13 protein-coding genes are annotated in these 18,618 nt (G+C 72.7%); 4 read left to right on the top strand and 9 right to left on the bottom strand.

Translation table 11 applies throughout. The annotated features are described in order from the left end of the window. Nucleotides 1-3: 3 nt before the first annotated feature. From M4J07_RS27835 to M4J07_RS27810, 6 genes are all read right to left on the bottom strand, one after another. Entirely contained in the window at nucleotides 4-579 is a 576-nt protein-coding gene (locus M4J07_RS27835) for a hypothetical protein (protein ID WP_255975945.1), read from the bottom strand. Beyond that, nucleotides 564-1,754, bottom strand: coding sequence for a ParA family protein (locus tag M4J07_RS27830; protein ID WP_255975944.1), 1,191 nt, complete (start codon nucleotides 1,752-1,754; stop codon nucleotides 564-566). The genes M4J07_RS27835 and M4J07_RS27830 overlap by 16 nt, the downstream gene beginning before the upstream one ends. Nucleotides 1,755-2,096: 342 nt before the next feature. Next, on the bottom strand, nucleotides 2,097-3,212 hold the full coding sequence (ald, locus tag M4J07_RS27825; RefSeq protein ID WP_255975942.1) for an alanine dehydrogenase: 1,116 nt from the start codon (nucleotides 3,210-3,212) through the stop codon (nucleotides 2,097-2,099). A gap of 145 nt (nucleotides 3,213-3,357) precedes the next feature. Continuing rightward, nucleotides 3,358-5,487, bottom strand: a complete 2,130-nt coding sequence (locus M4J07_RS27820; protein ID WP_374215090.1) for a tetratricopeptide repeat protein — start codon at nucleotides 5,485-5,487, stop codon at nucleotides 3,358-3,360. Nucleotides 5,488-5,964: 477 nt separating this feature from the next. Beyond that, nucleotides 5,965-6,594, bottom strand: a complete 630-nt coding sequence (locus M4J07_RS27815; protein ID WP_255975940.1) for an NUDIX domain-containing protein — start codon at nucleotides 6,592-6,594, stop codon at nucleotides 5,965-5,967. A 109-nt stretch (nucleotides 6,595-6,703) separates the two neighbouring features. After that, complete coding sequence (locus tag M4J07_RS27810) at nucleotides 6,704-8,377, bottom strand: CTP synthase (protein WP_255975938.1); 1,674 nt, start codon at nucleotides 8,375-8,377, stop codon at nucleotides 6,704-6,706. A gap of 559 nt (nucleotides 8,378-8,936) precedes the next feature. Here M4J07_RS27810 and M4J07_RS27805 point away from each other — a divergent pair. The 3 genes from M4J07_RS27805 to M4J07_RS27795 all read left to right on the top strand — a co-directional run bounded on the left by M4J07_RS27805 (nucleotide 8,937) and on the right by M4J07_RS27795 (nucleotide 12,997). Further along, on the top strand, nucleotides 8,937-10,739 hold the full coding sequence (locus M4J07_RS27805; RefSeq protein ID WP_255975984.1) for a glycoside hydrolase family 15 protein: 1,803 nt from the start codon (nucleotides 8,937-8,939) through the stop codon (nucleotides 10,737-10,739). A gap of 90 nt (nucleotides 10,740-10,829) precedes the next feature. Further along, entirely contained in the window at nucleotides 10,830-12,485 is a 1,656-nt protein-coding gene (locus M4J07_RS27800; RefSeq protein WP_255975936.1) for a PucR family transcriptional regulator, read from the top strand. Between the two features lie 92 nt (nucleotides 12,486-12,577). Continuing rightward, a complete protein-coding gene (locus M4J07_RS27795) occupies nucleotides 12,578-12,997 on the top strand; it encodes a cytidine deaminase family protein (protein WP_255975934.1) in 420 nt (139 codons plus the stop codon). Between the two features lie 10 nt (nucleotides 12,998-13,007). Here the strand turns inward: M4J07_RS27795 and M4J07_RS27790 are convergent, their stop codons facing one another. The 3 genes from M4J07_RS27790 to recN all read right to left on the bottom strand — a co-directional run bounded on the left by M4J07_RS27790 (nucleotide 13,008) and on the right by recN (nucleotide 16,862). Continuing rightward, the gene (locus M4J07_RS27790; RefSeq protein WP_255975933.1) at nucleotides 13,008-14,138 is read right to left on the bottom strand and encodes a glycosyltransferase family 4 protein; all 1,131 of its coding nucleotides are present in this window, start codon (nucleotides 14,136-14,138) and stop codon (nucleotides 13,008-13,010) included. A 142-nt stretch (nucleotides 14,139-14,280) separates the two neighbouring features. Next, entirely contained in the window at nucleotides 14,281-15,114 is an 834-nt protein-coding gene (locus M4J07_RS27785; RefSeq protein WP_255975931.1) for a hypothetical protein, read from the bottom strand. 23 nt (nucleotides 15,115-15,137) lie between these two features. Further along, nucleotides 15,138-16,862 carry a DNA repair protein RecN gene (gene recN, locus M4J07_RS27780; protein WP_255975982.1) on the bottom strand — a complete coding sequence of 575 codons (1,725 nt, stop codon included), beginning with the start codon at nucleotides 16,860-16,862 and terminating at the stop codon, nucleotides 15,138-15,140. Between the two features lie 206 nt (nucleotides 16,863-17,068). Here recN and M4J07_RS27775 point away from each other — a divergent pair, with 206 nt between their 5' ends. Beyond that, nucleotides 17,069-18,418, top strand: coding sequence for an ABC transporter permease (locus tag M4J07_RS27775; RefSeq protein ID WP_255975929.1), 1,350 nt, complete (start codon nucleotides 17,069-17,071; stop codon nucleotides 18,416-18,418). Nucleotides 18,419-18,618 lie beyond the last annotated feature (200 nt).

Below are 18,618 nucleotides of genomic sequence, written 5' to 3'. Positions count from 1 at the left end.
GCGCTAACGCCCACGCAGCCGACGTACGAGAATGCTCGCGTCCCCCCGGGACTCCAGGTCGGCCAGGACCACGGCGACCGCCTCGCGCACGATGCGGCCCCGGTCCACGGCGAGCCCGTGCTCACCGCGCAGCACCAGACGCGCGTGCTCCAGGTCCATCAGCTCTTCGGCGGAGACGTACACGGTGATCTTCTCGTCGTGCCGCTCACGCCCGCTGGGCCGCCGGTTCGCGGCCCGGGCACGGCGCCGCGCGGGCGCGGACCCCCGACCGCTGCCAGAACCTTCCTGCGCCCCACCGGACGACCGCCGGGCCGGCTTCTCCCCGGCCTCCGCCGCGGCGGCCCGACTGCGCGAACCGGCGTCGGACTCGGCCTCGGCCGCGGTGTGTTCGGCAGCCGCGGCGTCCGCGTCACCGTCCTCGCCCGAGGACGCCGCTGCGGCCTCGTCGCTCTCGCCGGCCGGGCCGGGAACCCGCGCCTCGCCGTTCGCCGCCCGCCGCGGCGACGACGCCTGCAGTGCCATGCCACCGGTCGTACGGAACAGTTCGTCGGCCCCCGGCAGACTCACTCGGCGTGACACCGGGCGAGCACCTCCCTGGCGAGCTGGCGATAGGCGGCGGCACCGACCGAGTTCGAGGCGTACGTGGTGATCGGCTCACCGGCGACCGTGGTCTCCGGGAAGCGCACGGTCCGGCCGATCACCGTGTGGTAGACGTGATCGTCGAACGCCTCGACCACGCGCGCGAGGACCTCACGGCTGTGCACGGTCCGCGAGTCGTACATCGTGGCGAGGATGCCGTCGAGTTCGAGGTCCGGGTTCAGCCGCTCCTGGACCTTCTCGATCGTCTCGGTCAGCAGGGCCACACCGCGCAGCGCGAAGAACTCGCACTCCAGCGGCACGATGACCTTGTGAGCGGCCGTCAGGGCGTTCACGGTCAGCAGGCCGAGCGAGGGCTGACAGTCGATCACGATGTAGTCGTAGTCGGCCATCAGCGGCTTCAGCGCCCGCTGCAGCGTGGACTCCCGGGCCACCTCGCTGACCAACTGCACCTCGGCAGCGGACAGGTCGATGTTGCTCGGCAGCAGGTCCATGTTCGGGACGGCGGTCTTCAGGAGGACCTCGTCCGCGGCCATGCCCCGCTCCATGAGCAGGTTGTAGACCGTGAGGTCGAGCTCCATCGGGTTCACGCCGAGACCGACCGACAGGGCACCCTGCGGGTCGAAGTCGACGAGCAGGACCCGGCGACCGTACTCGGCAAGTGCCGCACCCAGGTTGATGGTCGACGTGGTCTTGCCGACGCCGCCCTTCTGGTTGCACATCGCGATGATCTTCGCGGGGCCGTGGTCGGTCAGCGGTCCTGGGATCGGGAAGTACGGGAGCGGACGCCCGGTCGGACCGATGCGCTCGCGGCGCTGACGGGCAGCGTCCGGGGCGAGCGTGGCCGCGTACTCGGGATCGGGCTCGTACTCGGCGTCGGGGTCGTAGAAGTGCCCCTCGGGCAGTTCGTCGTAGTCGGCGAAGTGGCTGTGTGTGTCGCCACTTCGGTCGCCGGCCATGGCGTTCACGTGATGGCCATCCATGCTCTGGTGTGCTGTCTGCGTCGGCGTCTGCTGGGGGCCGCTCATGGCGCTGCCCCGATAGCCGCTCTGGTGGGCCGCGAAGGTTCGGACAGCGACGGAGCCGACAGCTTGAAGCCCCGCGGGAACCTGTCCGCCTGGCTGGCCACCTCCGGGAGTAAATGTCGACTCATTCACAAGTCGTCTTACCTCCTTGGATGTGACCAGGAACATTTATCGATAGGTCAGCGTGGCACCATGCCGACGGTTGGCGACTCTATGGCGTGTCACCGCTCCGCAGCAACACAATCCGCCGGACCCGGCACGATGTGTCGGCACTTCAGCGACAACAGAGTGCCCTCATGTCAAGGGCGTGCGACGGTTCTTCGGCGCGTTTCGCGGGGGCGCGAATCGGTTAAAGGGTTACGTTCAAGGCGAGTTGGCCATGTCCGTACCCATGCGCGTACGGCCGGACCCCTCACAAGGTCCGGCCGTAGGCGTGAGATTGACGACTCTCGTTGACGAGACGCGTCGCGAGGCTCAGCCGAGCAGGGTCTCCAGCTCGACGTGCTCGAGACCGTGGGCCTCGGCGACCTCCTTGTAAACCACCTTGCCGTCATGGGTGTTGAGGCCCAGGGCGAGCGCGGCGTCGCGGCGCAGGGCCTCGGCCCAGCCGCGGTTGGCCAGCTCGACGATGTACGGCAGCGTCGCGTTGGTCAGCGCGTACGTCGACGTGTTGGGCACGGCGCCCGGCATGTTGGCGACGCAGTAGAAGACCGAGTTGTGGACCGGGAAGGTCGGCTCGGCGTGCGTGGTCGGGTGCGAGTCCTCGAAGCAGCCGCCCTGGTCGATCGCGATGTCGACAAGGACACTTCCCGGCTTCATGCGCGAGACGAGCTCGTTGGTGACGAGCTTCGGGGCCTTGGCACCCGGGATGAGGACGGCGCCGATGACGAGGTCGGCGTCGAGGCAGGCCTTCTCGAGCTCGAAGGCGTTGGAGACGACGGTCTGGATCTTCGTGCCGAAGATCTTGTCGGCTTCCTTGAGCTTGTTGATGTCCTTGTCGAGCAGGGTCACGTGGAAGCCCATGCCGATGGCGATCTGCGCGGCGTTCCAGCCGGAGACGCCACCGCCGATGACGACGGCCTTGCCGGCGGCGACGCCCGGGACGCCGCCCGGCAGCACGCCGCGGCCGCCGTTGGCGGCCATCAGGTGGTAGGCGCCGACCTGCGGGGCGAGGCGGCCCGCGACCTCGGACATCGGGGCGAGCAGCGGGAGCGCGCGGTTCGCGGTCTCGACCGTCTCGTAGGCGATGGCGGTCGTGCCGGACTCCAGGAGCGCGTCGGTGCACTCCTTGGAGGCGGCCAGGTGCAGGTAGGTGAAGAGCGTCTGGTCCTTCCGGAGACGGTGGTACTCCTCCGCGATCGGCTCCTTGACCTTGAGGAGCAGGTCGGCGGTGGCCCACACCTCGTCGGCGGTGCCGAGGATCCGGGCACCGGCGGAGACGTACTCGTCGTCCGTGATCGACGAACCCACACCGGCGTTCTGCTCGACGAAGACCTGGTGGCCGTGGCGCACGAGCTCATGCACGCCGGCGGGGGTGATGGCCACCCGGAACTCGTTGTTCTTGACCTCGCGGGGGATGCCGACCTTCATCGTCGATCACGGTCCTTGACTCAGGGGATTTCTCGGGCAATGCACTACATACCAGTGTGCTCGCAGACACACCGGGAGACACCGCGGAAGGACGCGGCGGAGCCAGTCTAATGAAGGTTTTCCGGCTGTCTAGCCTTTCGATGCATCAATCTTCTTCGGATGCACTACGGATTTCGTAGGCGTTAGTGGCTTGTTCCGAAGGGATTGCTTCCGCGGAGCCGGCATCGGCCCCACCTCGGAGTTCCTCGCCCAGCATCCGCTCGGCGGCGCCCCGGTGCAGCTTGGCGGCGGCCGGGTCGCCGAGCCGTTCGAGGGTGTCCGCGAGCCGCAGCTGGAGCGCCGCCTGCAGACGCACGTCCTCGGCCTGCCGGGCCCACTCGACCGCCTCCTGGCAGGTGTACAGCGACTCCTCGGGCCGCCCGGCGTACTCCTGCACGCGCGCCAGTTCGCTCAGCGCCCGCGCCTGGGCGGGGACGTCGCCCTCCTTGCGGTATCCGGCCACGGCCGAGCGCCAGCCGCGCAGCGCCTCGCCGTACCGGCCGGCGTAGGTGTGCACCGCCGCGATCCGGCCATGGAGACGCGCGGCGTCGGCCCGCTCGCCCCGGGTGATCCGCTGGGCGAGGGCGCGGCCGTACCAGTCGGCGGCCCGCTGCCAGTCCCCCAGCTCCTGGTACGCGCCGCCTACGGATTCCATCGCGCGGCCGGTCGCGTACGGGTCCTGCGCGGCCCGTCCGGCGTCGAGGGCGGCCCGGTAGCGGGTGAGCGCCTCCTGCGTGCGGCCGGTCTGCGCGTCGAGGTCGGCGAGATTGAGCAGGGCCGCGGCCTGCTCCCTCGGCAGGTTCCGCCGCTCGGCCACGTCGAGGACGAGCCGGTGGATCCCGTACAGGTCGGGAGCCGCGGCCTCGGTTCCGCGGTGCGCCACCATCGCCCGCACGAGCGCGGCCATGAGGCGGCGCGCCAAGGTGTCCAACTCCCCGTCGGCTACGGCCAGTCGGGCCGCCGCGAGCAGCGTGGGCCGCCGGACGTCCAGCCACTCGGCGGCCGCCTCCGGGTTCGCGAACCGCAGGGCGCTGGGCAGTCCGGCGAGCTTCTTGCGGGCCGGGGAGCCGTCGGGTTCGGTGACCGCGCGGCACGACGTGAGCAGCCGCACGGTCCGCTCCAGCATCCGGGCGCGGGCCAGCTGCACCTCGCCGGGCCGGTCCTGGGTCTCGGTGAGCCCGCGCAGCAGCGGCACCAGGCAGCCCGGCACCTCGTACTGCGGCAGCTCCGAGTCGACCGCCCGCACCAGGCCGAGGGTCACGAAGTCGTCGAGGGTGGTCCGGGCCGCGGACACGGAGCAGCCCGCGAGCGCGGAGGCCGTGTGCGGGTCGACGTAGCCCTCGGGGGCGAGGCTGAGGAATCGCAGTATCCGGGCGGCGGGCCCGGGCAGCGTGGCGTACGCGTGCCGGAAGACGCGGGCGAGGGCGGGCCCGTCACCGGCGTTGTCGTCGGAGTGCAGCTGCTTGGCCAGGTCCGCGACGGATTCCTTCGGCCGCACGGCGAGCCAGCCGCCGGCGATCTCCAGGGCGGCGGGTTCGGCGCCGCACAGCTCGACCAGCGACTCGGCGGAGCGCGGGTCGCAGGTGACGCGGACGGAGCCCGTGTGCCTGGTCAGGAGTTCGAGCGCGGATTTGGTGTCGAGCCCGCCGAGCGTGCAGGGCCGGACGTCGGGGATGCCGGTCAGCGGGCCCTCGGCGACGGCCACGACGAGGCAGTCGGCGTTCTCGGGCAGCAGCGGGTCGACCTGCTCGGCGTCCCCCGCGTCGTCGAGCAGCAGCGCGACGCGGCGCACGGACAGCCCCTCGCGCAGCCGCTCGGTGAGGTCGTCGGCCGACTCGCCGGGGGGCGCGGGCAGTTCGAGCGCGTTCAGCAGGTCACGGGCGACGCGTTCGGTCGGGACGGGGGTGCCGTCGGGGGCGGTGAGCCGGGTCCGCAGCGAGCCGTCCGGGTACTGGTCGGCGACCTGGCGCAGCAGTTCCTCGGCGACGGCGGTACGGCCGGTGCCGGGGCGTCCGGCGACCAGCAGGACCCGGGCGCGCGGCACCTTCCGGCCGGACAGGGTGTCGAGTCCGGCCCGCTCGATGTCGGCCCGCAGCTCCTTCAATTCCCGCCTGCGGCCGAGGAACTGAGCGTCCGTCACATCCTGACCCCGGCGGGTGCGGCGCCGCTTGCGGACCTGCCCCTGCGACGACTCGGCCTCCGCCACGTCGTCCGACTCGACCGCCTGATCCGTCACGGGCCACGCTCCGTCTCACCCAGCAAGCCCCTCCGGGGGTCGGCAGGGGCGTTTCCGAGCGTAGTTCAGGGGGTGCGGGTGCCCTTGGCGGGCGGCGCGGCGAAGTCACCCGGTCGGATCAGCGGATGGTCGCACCGGACGGTGTGCCGGGTGCGGGCCCCGGTGGGGGCTGGTCGCGCCCCCTGAGCGTCTGCCAGGTAGCGGTGCGTCTTCGACCGCGGGTCCCGTCGTGGTCGCTCGCGCAGTTCCCCGCGCCCCTGAGATGCGCACCTTCGGTGCGGCATCTCATCGATGAAGGCAAGCGGCGCAGCCGCAAGCCTTCAGGGGCGCGAGGAACTGCGCGAGAAGCCCCACCGGCCTGCAGCCCGCGACGAAAGACCCCCAAGGCAGACGCAGTCGGCTTTCAGGGGCGCGGGGAACTGCGCGACCAGCCACGACGCACCCGCAGCCGCCGACGCATCAGCACCCGCACCGGCGCTACGCCTCGAACGGGCGCGCAGGCCACTCCGACTCGGCGGGACGCAGCGCCCCGACCCCGTCCCCCGCAAGAGCCGCCGCAAGCGAAAGGGCGCCCACCACAAGGCAGTTGTTGTGCAGCTCACCCGCGAGCACACCCCGGACCAGGTCCGCCAGAGGCACCCGCGCCAACTCCATGTCGGCCTCTTCGTCCTCCACCTCGAACCGCTCCCCCTCCGCCTCGGAGAGGTCCCGCGCCAGGAAGATGCGCACGGCCTCGGAGCAGCCGCCCGGCGTCGTGTACACATCCGTCAGCACGCGCCAGTCCTCGGCCTTGACGTGCGCCTCCTCGTACAGCTCGCGCTGCGCCGCGTGCAGCGGGTTCTCACCGGGGATGTCGAGCAGGCCCGCCGGGATCTCCCAGAGCTTCATGCGCACGGGGTGCCGGTACTGCTTGAGGATCAGCACCCGCCCCTGGTCGTCGAGGGCGAGCACGGCCACGGAGCCGGGGTGCACCTGGTAGTCGCGCCGGGCGACCGACCCGTCGGGCATGACCACGTCGTCCGTACGCACCGAGGTCTTGTTCCCGACGAACGGGGTCTCGGTCGCCCGGACCTCCCACTCCTCGGCAGTGTCCTTGATCGTCGTCATGCCGGAACGTCCTCCCACGTACGAAAAGCAACCAGGCGCAAAAGAAACCGGGGCACGTGCCGCAAAAGGCACGCACCCCGGTAACCGTACATCGCTTGTGTGACAAGCTTTACTTGGCCTTCTTGGCCCCCGCGGCAGCGGCCACCTTGCGCTCGACGGCGGCCTTCACGAGGCCGGCGAAGAGCGGGTGCGGACGCGTCGGACGCGAGCGCAGCTCCGGGTGCGCCTGGGTGGCGACCAGGTACGGGTGGACGTCGCGCGGGTACTCGACGTACTCGACGAGCTTGCCGTCCGGGGAGAGGCCGGAGAACTGCAGGCCGGCCTTCTTCTCCAGCTCGGCGCGGTACGCGTTGTTCACCTCGTAGCGGTGCCGGTGGCGCTCCTCGACGTACTCCTTGCCGTCGTACACCTCGCGCACGATGGAGCCCTCGGCGAGCTTGGCCGGGTACATGCCCAGGCGCATGGTGCCGCCCATGTCGCCCTCACCGGCGACGATGTCGAGCTGCTCGGCCATGGTGGAGATCACCGGGTGGGCGGTCGCCGCGTCGAACTCCGTCGAGTTCGCGTCGGGGATGTCGGCCAGGTTCCGGGCCGCCTCGATGACGGTGCACTGGAGGCCGAGGCAGAGGCCGAGCAGCGGGATCTTGTTCTCGCGGGCGAACTGGATCGCGCCGACCTTGCCGGACACGCCGCGGTCGCCGAAACCACCGGGGATGCAGATCGCGTCGACGTCGCCGAGCTGCTTCTTGGCGCCTGCCGGGGTCTTGCAGTCGTCCGACGTGACCCACTTGATCTTGACGCGGGCCTTGTTGGCGAAGCCGCCGGCGCGCAGCGCCTCGGTCACCGACAGGTAGGCGTCGGGCAGGTCGATGTACTTGCCGACCAGCGCCATGACGATCTCGTGGTCGGGGTTGTGGACGCGGTCGAGCAGGTCGTCCCAGGTCGTCCAGTCCACGTCGCGGAACGGCAGGTCCAGCTTGCGCACGACGTACGCGTCCAGGCCCTCGCTGTGCACGACCTTCGGGATGTCGTAGATCGAGCGGGCGTCGGGGCAGGCCACGACGGCGGCCTCGTCGACGTCGCACATCAGGCTGATCTTGCGCTTGATGGCGGTCGGGACCTCGCGGTCGCAGCGCAGCACGATGGCGTCCGGCTGGATACCGATGTTGCGCAGGGCGGCCACCGAGTGCTGGGTGGGCTTGGTCTTCAGCTCGCCGGAGGGGCCGATGTAGGGCAGCAGCGAGATGTGCACGACGAAGACGTTGTCGCGGCCGACCTCGTGGCGGACCTGGCGGACGGTCTCCAGGAACGGCAGCGACTCGATGTCGCCGACCGTGCCGCCGACCTCGGTGATCACGACGTCGACCTCGTCCGTCGCCATACGGCGGATGCGGTGCTTGATCTCGTTCGTGATGTGCGGGATGACCTGGACGGTGTCGCCGAGGTACTCGCCGCGCCGCTCCTTGGCGATGACCTGCGAGTAGACCTGACCGGTGGTGACGTTGGCCGAACCGTCGAGGTCACGGTCGAGGAAGCGCTCGTAGTGGCCGATGTCCAGGTCCGTCTCGGCGCCGTCGTTGGTGACGAACACCTCGCCGTGCTGGAAGGGGTTCATCGTGCCCGGGTCGACGTTCAGGTACGGGTCGAGCTTCTGCATGACGACGCGGAGGCCCCGTGCCTTGAGCAGCATCCCGAGGCTGGAGGCGGTGAGGCCCTTGCCGAGGGAGGAGGCGACACCCCCGGTGACGAAGATGTGCTTGGTCGTCGTGGATTTGGGCGTCATGGCCAAGAGGGGGCTCCCGTGGTCGCGGTCTGGGGTGCGTACCGGCGTGGTCCCCGTACTTTCGGGGGAGGCGCCGTCGCTGCGGTTCGGGGGTTCTAGGACCACCGGCTCACGGGCTACCAGGGTATCAGCGACGGGACGAGGCTGCTTCCGGCCACGCTCCGCACATGCCTCGCCACGGGCTCACAACCTCGTCACCCGGTGCTCACCCGTTCGGCCCAGGCGCGTTGCCGGGAGCGGCACGCGGATCGCCGAGGTGCGTCGTATCCTGCTCGGACACTCGGCTGGCGAGTCACGCTGGAAAACGGAATCACAACGGCAACACCCCCGCCCGTTCCCGACCGTTCACCGGAACACGAAGTCCGATCGCCGGAATCTCCCCCGGTACAACCGGCTCGTCAGTTCGTTTGACAACGACGTATCAAGACGACGTATCTAGACGATCCGTTGACCGTAGTTGACGACCGTTAGTTGACCGTGAAGACCGCAGAGCGCATGCCCCTCTCAGCACTACTGTCGCAGCGCAGGGGTGTGCGTGGCCGTTCGACTGGAGATGCACGTGGCCGGGCGCATCGAGGATTACGCACTCATCGGAGACATGCAGACCGCTGCCCTGGTCTGCCGGGACGGCACAGTCGACTGGCTGTGCCTGCCCCGCTTCGACTCGCATGCCATTTTCGCCGGGCTGCTCGGCACAGAGGACCACGGCTTCTGGCGCCTGGGCCCGGCACATGCCGCCGACGCGGAGCCGCCGACGGCGGCGCGCCGCTCGTACCGCGGTGACTCGCTCGTCCTCGAATCGGAGTGGGACACCCCGCGCGGCACCGTCCGCGTCACCGACTTCATGCCGCCGCGCGACGGCGCGCCCCAGCTGACCCGGATCGTGGAGGGCGTCAGCGGGCGCGTCCCGATGCGCTCGGCGCTGCGGATGCGCTTCTCGTACGGGCGGATCACCCCGTGGGTGCACAAGGTGGACGGCCGTACGGTCGCGGTGGCCGGGCCGGACTCCGTGTGGCTGGACACGGACGCCGAGACGTACGGCAAGGACCTGACGACGTACTCCGACTTCACGGTCGCGCCCGGTGACCGGATCGCCTTCACGATCCAGTGGCAGCCCTCGCACAAGGAGCAGCCGCCGCTGCCGGACCCGGACGGCGCGCTGGAGGCGACGCAGGACTTCTGGCGGGAGTGGGTCGAGCACTGTACGTACCACGGTCCGTACCGCGAGGCCGTCGTCCGCTCGCTGATCACGCTCAAGGCGCTGACGTACGCGCCGACCGGCGGCATCGTCGCCGCGCCCACCACGTCGCTGCCCGAGGAGATCGGTGGCGTACGGAATTGGGACTACCGGTACACGTGGCTGCGCGACGCGGCGATCACCCTGTCGTCGCTGCTGCGCACCGGGTACCGCGAGGAGGCCAGGGCCTGGCGCGAGTGGCTGCTGCGCGCGGTGGCGGGCGACCCGGAGAACCTGCAGATCATGTACGGGATCGCGGGCGAGCGGGAGCTCGGCGAGGCGGAGCTCGACTGGCTGCCCGGATACGAGAACTCGGCGCCGGTGCGGGTCGGGAACGGCGCCGCGCACCAGCTCCAGCTCGACGTGTACGGCGAGGTCACGGAGGCGCTGCACCTGGCGCACATGACCGGGCTCGCGCGCAACGACTACGCGTCGCTCCTCCAGCTGAAGCTGATCCGCTATCTCGAAGGCCACTGGGACGAGCCGGACGAGGGCATCTGGGAGGTGCGCGGGCCGCGCCGGCACTTCGTGCACTCGAAGGTCATGGCGTGGGTCGCGGTCGACCGGACCATCAAGCTCATCGAGTCGGGCGACGCGGACGGTCCGCTGGAGAAGTGGCGCGAGCTGCGCGACGACATCCACCGGGACGTGTGCGAGAAGGGGTACGACAAGGAGCGCAACACGTTCACGCAGTCGTACGGCAGCAAGGAGCTGGACGCCTCGCTGCTGCTGATTCCGCAGATGGGCTTCCTGCCGCCGGACGACAAGCGCGTCATCGGCACCATCGAGGCCATCCAGCGGGAGCTGTCGACGGCGGACGGGTTCATCCTGCGCTACCCGACCGACGGGGACAACGCCGGTGTGGACGGGCTGCCCGGTGACGAGGGGGCGTTCCTGGCCTGCTCGTTCTGGATGGCGGACGACCTGGCGATGATCGGCCGGGTCGACGAGGCCCGCAAGCTCTTCGAGAAGCTGCTCGCCCTCCGCAACGACCTGGGCCTGCTCGCCGAGGAGTGGGACCCGCGGCTGCAGCGGCAGGTCGGCAACTTCCCGCAGGCGTTCAGTCACGTGCCGCTGATCGACACGGCGCTGCGGCTGACCGCTTCGGGGGCGTACGGGGGCTAGCGCCCCGTCGCGTACGGGGCGTGGGGGCCGCAGCCGGTTCCCCGCGCCCCGAGGTGCCCGCGGGCCCGGCCCGCCGGTACCGTCCGCAGCATGAACAGCACCTCCCCCGAGTTCTCCTCCCCCGGCGGCATCACCGTGCAGCGCGCCCTGGAACTGCCGGGGCTGCGCAGCGGGCTGCCGGAAGTGGTGGCGGGCGGCGAGCGGCTGCAGCGGACCGTGCGCTGGGTGCACGCGGGCGAGGTACCGAACATCGCGTCGCTGCTCAAGGGCGGCGAGCTGCTGCTGACCACGGGGTACGGGATCGGGACGCGCCCCGCCGAGCAGCGCGCCTTCGTGCGCAAGCTGGCCGAGCGGGGCATCGCGGCGCTCGTCATCGAGCTGGGGCAGCGGTTCGCGCGGCTGCCCGCGGCGCTCGTGGAGACGGCGCGCTCGGCGGGGCTGCCGCTGGTGCAGCTGCACCGCGAGGTGCCGTTCGTGACGGTGACGGAGGAGATCCACACCGAGATCGTCAACGGGCACTATGCGCTCCTGCAGCGGGCCGAGGAGGTGCACCGGCGCTGCACCGAGGCGCTGCTCGGCGGCGGGGGCGTACCGCAAGTACTGCGCATCCTGGCCGAGTTCAGCGGGAACCCGGTCTTCCTGGAGACCGTCGACGGCCAGCTGCTCTACGCCGCCGGGGTCGACGCCGACGTCGCCGATCCGCTGCAGGTGTGGGAAGGCATGCGCGGCACGCACAAGGACGAGCCGCCGGGCGGTGCCGTGCTCGTGGACGTGCCGGGCGGCGGGCCCGGCGCCGGTTCGGTGCGCGCGCGGCTCGTGCTGCTGCCGGTGTCGGCGACGCTCGCGCCGGTGCACCGGATCGCCGCCGAGCGGGCCGCCGGCTCCCTCGCCGTGGTGCTGATGCAGGCCCGGCAGGAGGAGGAGCTCGCGGCGCGCGGGCGCGGTGACTTCCTGACCGATCTCGCGGAGGGCCGGATCAAGCCGGAGGACGCTCCGGCGCAGGCCAGGGTCCTCGGTTTCAAGCCGACCGGGCAGGGGCCGCTGCTGCCGGTAGTGATGCGGCTGCCGGAGGCGGCGGCCGGGTCGGTGGGACTGTCCCCCGGCGGTGGCTGGGCGGTGCTCGCGCGGGCCGTGTCGGAGGAGCTGGCGTCGGTCGGGGTGCCGGTGCTGCTCGGGGTGCGGCCGGTGGAGGGGCGGGTGCCGCTGCTGCTCGGACTGCGCTCGGACTCGGAGCGCACCGCGGTCGCCGACCGGGTCGCGGCGGCGCTGCGGGCGGGGGTGGAGCGGGCCGGTATGCAGCGGGCGGGCGCCCAGCCACCGGTCGTGGTGGTCGGCGGCGCGGGCGGCTGGGCGGCGGCCGCCGCGGGGCTGCGGCACGCGGCGGAGACGGCGACGGCCGCGCAGGGGCTGACGGACCGGCCCTGGTACGACGCGCGGCGGCTCGACATCGACCTGCTGCTGTGGCGGCTGCGCGACCATCCCGACCTCGCGGCGTTCGTGGAGCGGGCGATCGGCCCGCTCCAGGACCACGACAAGCGCTCCAAGCCGCCGCTGCTGCCCACGCTCCAGACGTATCTGGCGCATGCGGGCCGCAAGGCGGAGACGGCCCGTGAGCTGCACCTGAACCGGCAGACCCTCTACAACCGCCTCGCGCGGATAGGGGAGTTGCTCGGCACGGACCTGGACGACCCGCAGACGGTGCTCGCGCTGAGCCTGGCGCTGCGGGCCCGCCGGCACGTGCCGTGAACCGGTTCCCCGTCTGAGATCCTCCCGGAGTCCCGTGACGTCCGGCGAACAGCGCGTCCGACGAGCAGGCGTGCGACGAGAAGGCGGAGAAGATGACCATCCAGCCCCACCCCGTGGACCATGAGCTGATCGAGGCCGCGACGGAGGTCGCCCGCACCCACTGCCGGGGCGACAACCACACCGTGGCCGCCGCGGCCCGCAACCGGGACGGCCGGATCGTCACCGGGGTGAACGCCTACCACTTCACCGGCGGGCCCTGCGCCGAGCTGGTCGTCATCGGCGCGGCCGCCGCCCAGGGCGCGTACGAACTGGACACGATGGTCGCCGTCGGGGACCGCGACCGCGGGGTGATTCCGCCGTGCGGGCGGTGCCGGCAGGCCATGCTCGACTACTTCCCCGGCATCGAGGTCATCGTCGGCAGCGGCGAGGGCGACGGCCTCCGTGCGGTGCGGATCGCCGATCTGCTGCCCGCGACCTACGTCTGGTCCGATCACCAGCCGGACGCCGGGTGACCCCCGGACCTCAGTAGGCGCCGGTCAACTCGTCGTAGACGCTGAGGACCTGGGCGACGGTCGCGTCCTCGCCCGGCCAGGACGCGGCCTGCGCGCTGCCGAGTGCGGTGAGTTCGGTGCGGCGCACCGGGTCGGTCAGCAGCCGCTCGATGGCACGGGCCAGCGCGGGCGCGTCACCGTAAGGAACCAACTCGGCGGCCTCGCCGACCAGTTCGGGGATGCCGCCGACGTCGGTCGCCACCAGCGGCACGCCCGCGTGCAGTGCCTCCTGCGCGAGCAGCGACCGGGACTCCCAGCTGCTGGGCAGCACCGCGAGATCGGCGGCGCGCAGCAGGTCGGCGACGTCGTCGCGGCGGCCCGCGAGCCGCACCGGCAGGCCCTCGTTCTCGATGCGACGCTGGAGGCCGGCCCGCTCGGGCCCCTCGCCGGCGATGACGAGCAGCGGCACGGGGTCGAGGCCGAGCCAGGCATGGGCGGCGTCGAGCAGGACGTCGTAGCCCCGGTGCCGCTCCAGGGTGCCGACGGCCATCAGCAACGGGCGGTCCACGGCGCCGAGTTCGGCCCTGGTCTTGCTGCGGGCGCGCTCGGCGTCGTCGTCGCCGGGCTCGGGCGGGCGGGGCGGCGGGAAGGAGATCGCGGCGAGCCTGGCGTCCCGGGCGCCGCGGGTGCGGGCCCGGTCGACCAGGTCGGACGAGGTGCCGAGGACCACGGACGCCGCCTTGGCGACCCGCCGCTCCAGGATGCGCAGCAGGTGGGCGCGGGCCCCTTCGGCGTACGAGCGGGTGTGCCAGGTGACGACGAGGGGCACGCGGCGCCCGCTCAGCGCGAGGGAGGCGCGCAGCGCGGCGTGCAAGCCGTGCGCGTGCACCAGGTCGGCGTCGGCGCAGGCCACGCGGAGCGCGGCGACGGACGCCGGATCGCTGCTGCGCGGCACCGGCAGGTGGTGTGCGCCGACGTCGCTGAAGCCGTACGCGCGCTCCGCCTCGGACGGCGCGCACACCGTGACCTTGACGCCGCGGGCCACCAACCCGGCGGCCAGGGACCGGACATGGGCGCTGCTGCCCGCGCTGCCACCCCCCAGCACTTGCACAGTGCGCAGCGGCGACTGGCCGTGCGCGGGGTGGCTGCTCACGTGACTCACGCGGCGGGGCTCCTGGTAAGTCGGTTCGAATGGTGGACCGGAGGTGGGACGCAGGCCCCAGGATGCCAGTCCGTACGGACGTTCCGGCACCGGTCACGGTCCCCCACCCGGCGGGTACGGGCAACACGGCGCACCGGACCACTCACACGGGTGACTCTGCCCCCGGAGCCGTGTCCTTGACGAAGGCGCTCACCCGGTCCCCGTACACGGCAGCGGCGACGAGGCCGGCGGCGTGCGCGGCGAGCCCAGCCCTCCCACCCGTCGCCCGGCCACCACCCCTCAACGAGGCCCTTCGGGCCGCCCTGTCCCGACTGCCCGCGACGATCGCGACGCCGAGGGCCGCGCCGAGCGCGTGCGCCCCGGTGTCCCCGAGCATGCCGCGTTCGCCGCGGTCGTCCGGGAGCACGGCAGCGGCGGCGGCCAGCGGCGCGGCGGCCAGCGGACCGCGCAGCAGCCCGGGTGCGCCGAGCACGAGGGCGGCCTGGGCGGCGCGTCCGGGGCGGACGTCGACGAGGTTGAGGAAGTGCGCACTGCCGGCGACGACGACGCCCGCGAGCACCCGGTCGACGGGCCGCTCCTTCAGCAGGGCGCCCGCCACGAGCCCCGCCGCCGAGATGCCGAACAACTTCACTGCGCCGCTGGTGAGTTCGCCGTCCCGCAGCGCGGTGAGGTGGGCCCGGAAGCCGCGTCGCGGGTCGCCTTCCCCCGCCACGTCGTCGTAGGCGCCGCACGCCCCGGCCGCGAGCGTGGCGAGCAGCGCGGCGCCGCGCGTGCCCGGCTCCGCGGCCAGTACGCCCGCCGCGACGCCGAGGGTGGCGGCGGGGCCCGGGCACAGGTCGACGGTGCGGCCCGCGTGGTTCTTCCGCTCCCACCGTCCGGCACCACCGGGCTTCGCGCGGCGCAGGGCGGCGCCCGCGGCACGGGTGACACCCGCGGCGAGGGCGGCGGAGCGGAGGGTCCGGGTGACGTCGATCATGCGGTCAGCCTATGCCGCCGCACTCAGGCGTCGGCGCGGGCCGCCGCGAGCAGTTCCTCCGCGTGCGCCCGCGCGGTCTCCGAGTCCTCCTGGCCGGCCAGCATCCGGGACAACTCCCGTACGCGGTCCTCGCCTTCGAGCACGGTGACGCCGGAGCGGGTCACGGAGCCGTCGTTCGTCTTCTCGACCAGGAGCTGCCGGTCGGCGAACGCCGCGACCTGCGGCAGGTGCGTGACGACGACGACCTGCGCGGACCGGGCGAGCTTGGCGAGCCGGCGGCCGATCTCGACGGCGGCCTTGCCGCCGACACCGGCGTCGACCTCGTCGAAGAGGTACGTCGGTACGGGGTCGGTGCCGGCGAAGACGACCTCGACGGCGAGCATCACGCGGGACAGCTCACCGCCGGACGCGCCCTTGGCGATGGGCCGCGGCGGCGCCCCGGGGTGCGGCGCGAGCAGCAGCTCGACCTCGTCGACGCCGTGCGGCCCCGCGGTGACGGTCCGGCCGTCGACCTCGACGCCGTCCGCCGCCTCGGTCGCGGTCTGCCGGATGTCGAAGGAGATCCGGGCGTGCGGCATGGCGAGCGAGGCCAGTTCCTCGGTCACCGCGGCGGCGAACCGGGCGGCGGCCTCCGTCCTGGCGTTGGTCAACTCCTGCGCCAGCGCGCCGAGTTCACCACGGAGCGCGTCGCGCTCGGCGGCCAGTTCACCGATCCGCTCGTCGTCGCCGTCGAGTTCGAGCAGCCGCGCCGAGCTCGCCTCGGCCCAGGCGAGCACGGACGAGACGTCCTCGCCGTACTTACGGGTGAGCGCGGTGAGCGCGGCCCGCCGCTCCTCGACCGCGGCGAGCCGCAGCGGGTCGGCGTCCAGGTCGTCGGCGTACCCGGCGAGTTCGGCGGCGACGTCGGTGAGCAGGATCTGCACCTCGCCGATCCGCTCGGCGAGCGTGGCGAGGGCCGGGTCGTGGGAGCGGACCGCTTCGAGGGCCCGGAACGCGCCGCCGACCAGCGTCGTGGCGTCGACGCCCTCGGGGTCCTCGGGGTTCCCGGCGAGCGCGGCGTGCGCGACGGCGGCGGCCGAGGCGAGCGCCTCCGCGTGCCCGAGCCGCGAGGCCTCCTCGGCCAGTTCGACGTCCTCGCCCTCGCGCGGCTCCACGGCCGCGACCTCGTCCAGGCCGAACCGCAGCAGATCGGCCTCCTGCGCACGCTCCCGCGCGCGCGTGGTGATCTCGTCGAGTTCGTTGCTGACGGCGCGCAGCCGCCGGTAGACGGTCGCGTACTTGGCGAGCGGCACCGCGACGGCGTCCCCGGCGTACCGGTCGAGCGCCTGCCGCTGGCGGCCCTGCTTCAGCAGACCCTGCTGGTCGGTCTGCCCGTGCACGGCGACGAGTTCGTCGGCGAGCTCGGCCAGCACCCCGACGGGCACGGACCGGCCGCCCAGGTGCGCGCGCGAGCGCCCCTCGGCGGAAACGGTACGGCTGACGAGGAGCACCCCGTCCTCCAGCTCGGCCCCGGCCTCCTCGGCCCGGGTGGCCGCCGTGGACCCGGCGGGCACGGCGACGCGCCCCTCGACCACGGCGTTCTTCGCGCCGATCCGTACGAGGGCCGGGTCGGCACGTCCGCCGAGCAACAGCCCGAGACTCGTGACGACCATGGTCTTGCCCGCGCCGGTCTCACCGGTCACCGCCGTGAATCCGGGCGACAGCTCGACCACCGCGTCGTCGATGACTCCGAGCGACCGTATCCGCATCTCCTCCAACACGGACACGACCTTACGAGGTCCGGGGCCGCCTGTGCGACGGGCCCCGGGTCACAGGACCGAAGCAGCAGGTGACGAGGACCCCCTGTTCACTCGCGCGGGTGGGGGGAATTCGCCCGGGGTGGGGTTGTCCCCCGCCCGGACGGGCGGGCCCGCACCATGGTCCTGCGCGGGCCCCTCCGCGCACGCTGGACCCCATGAGTACGGCACTGGCGCAGGCAGCGCTCAAGGCCCACCGCCCGGCGTTCGTGGGAACGGTGGTGGCCGCGCTCTTCGCGGCGACCGTGGTGAGCGCCTCGACGACGGTCCTCACGGCGACGAGCGCGGACGGCATCACCCCGGCAGACCGTCACGACATCACCACAAACGGAGTCGGCGACATAGCGGCCGTCCTGCTGATCGGTTCGGTCTACATGTCGATCTTCGTGGTGGTCTCGACGATGGGCACGGCCGTCGCCCAGCAGCACCGGGAACTGGCTCTGGTCCGGGCGATCGGCGCCCGTCCCCGCCAGGTCCGCCGCGCGGTGGCGGCGCAGGCGCTGGCGGCGTCCGTACCGGCGGCGCTGCTCGGCTTCGCGCTGGGCGGCACCGTCCTGGCACCCGCCTGGTTCCACGGCATGGTCGACCACGGGCTGGTCCCGGCGACCGTGCCGTTCCGCTTCTCCTGGCTCGCGCTGCCGGTCTGTCTGGCGGTGGCGGTGGTGACGTGCACGGCCGCAGCCCTGCTGTCCTCGCTGCGCTTCTCGCTGCTGCGGCCCGCCCGCGCCCTGGACGAGGCCGCGGCGGGCCGCCGGTCCCTCGGGCTCCTGCGGGCGCCGCTCGGCGTCCTGGCGGTGGCCGGCGCGGCGTTCCTGTCGGTCCTGCTCTCCCGGCAGCCCGCGGACGACGCGAACTCGGGCGCCTTCCTGGTCCTCATCCTGTTCTGCGTGGGCGTGGGGCTGCTCGGCCCGCGGCTGATCGGTCCGGCGGCCCGGCTGGTCTCCGCGCCGGTCGGCCGGCTCGGCCCGAGCGCCCGCCTCGCGATGCTCAACGTCCGCTCGCAGCCCCGCCGCTTCGCCGCCGCCGTGCTCCCGCTCGTCCTGGTCGTCGGCTTCGGCGTCACGAAGATCGCCCAGCACACCACCGCCGAGCACGTCACGGGGTCGGCGGGCAGCACGGGCGAGGTGTGGCTGGACTACATGGGCACGTCCCTCTACGCCGGCTTCGCCGCCATCGCCTCCGCCAACACCCTGGCGATGATCGCCCTGGAGCGCCGCCGGGACCTGGCCCTGCTCCGCGTGGTCGGCTCCCAGCGGCGGCAGATCCGCGCCATGGCGTTCTGGGAGGCGCTCGTGGTGGCGGGCACGGCGCTGCTGCTCGGCTCGGTCATCGCCCTGGTGACCCTGGCCCCGATCCTGAACACCACCTTCGGCTCGCCCTTCCCGTACGTCCCCGGCGCCCTCGCGGCGTCGATCGCCCTGGCCACGCTGGCCCTGACCGTGACGTCGACGGGGGTGCCGGTGCAGGCCGGGCTGCGCGGGCGGGCCATCGACGCCGTACGGGGCTAGGGCCTGTCTCTCAGGTCCGTCCGTCCGCCCGAAGGGCGGGCCCCGCGGCGTCTGGTGCGTGCTCTCAGGGGGTCCCCCCGGCCGAAGGCTGGGGGAGAGCCGGGCTCAAGGCCTCGTACTGGATGTACTTGGCCTTGCGCCCGGTGCGGCGAGAGCGCGTGCCAGGCGTCGCGGGGCAGGAGGGATCTGGGAGCCCGGCC

This window comes from Streptomyces longispororuber (genome assembly GCF_024448165.1).
Classification (GTDB): Bacteria; Actinomycetota; Actinomycetes; order Streptomycetales; family Streptomycetaceae; genus Streptomyces; species Streptomyces longispororuber_A.
This window is presented reverse-complemented; position numbering and strand designations above follow the sequence as displayed.

Bases quoted from the DNA above. Each gene is read 5' to 3' on its own strand.
- M4J07_RS27775 (WP_255975929.1), top strand. From the start codon at position 17,069: ATGAGTACGGCACTGGCGCAGGCAGCGCTCAAGGCCCACCGCCCGGCG.
- M4J07_RS27795 (WP_255975934.1), top strand. From the start codon at position 12,578: ATGACCATCCAGCCCCACCCCGTGGACCATGAGCTGATCGAGGCCGCG.
- M4J07_RS27800 (WP_255975936.1), top strand. From the start codon at position 10,830: ATGAACAGCACCTCCCCCGAGTTCTCCTCCCCCGGCGGCATCACCGTG.
- M4J07_RS27810 (WP_255975938.1), bottom strand. From the start codon at position 8,377: ATGACGCCCAAATCCACGACGACCAAGCACATCTTCGTCACCGGGGGT.
- M4J07_RS27815 (WP_255975940.1), bottom strand. From the start codon at position 6,594: ATGACGACGATCAAGGACACTGCCGAGGAGTGGGAGGTCCGGGCGACC.
- M4J07_RS27785 (WP_255975931.1), bottom strand. From the start codon at position 15,114: ATGATCGACGTCACCCGGACCCTCCGCTCCGCCGCCCTCGCCGCGGGT.
- ald (WP_255975942.1), bottom strand. From the start codon at position 3,212: ATGAAGGTCGGCATCCCCCGCGAGGTCAAGAACAACGAGTTCCGGGTG.
- recN (WP_255975982.1), bottom strand. From the start codon at position 16,862: ATGCGGATACGGTCGCTCGGAGTCATCGACGACGCGGTGGTCGAGCTG.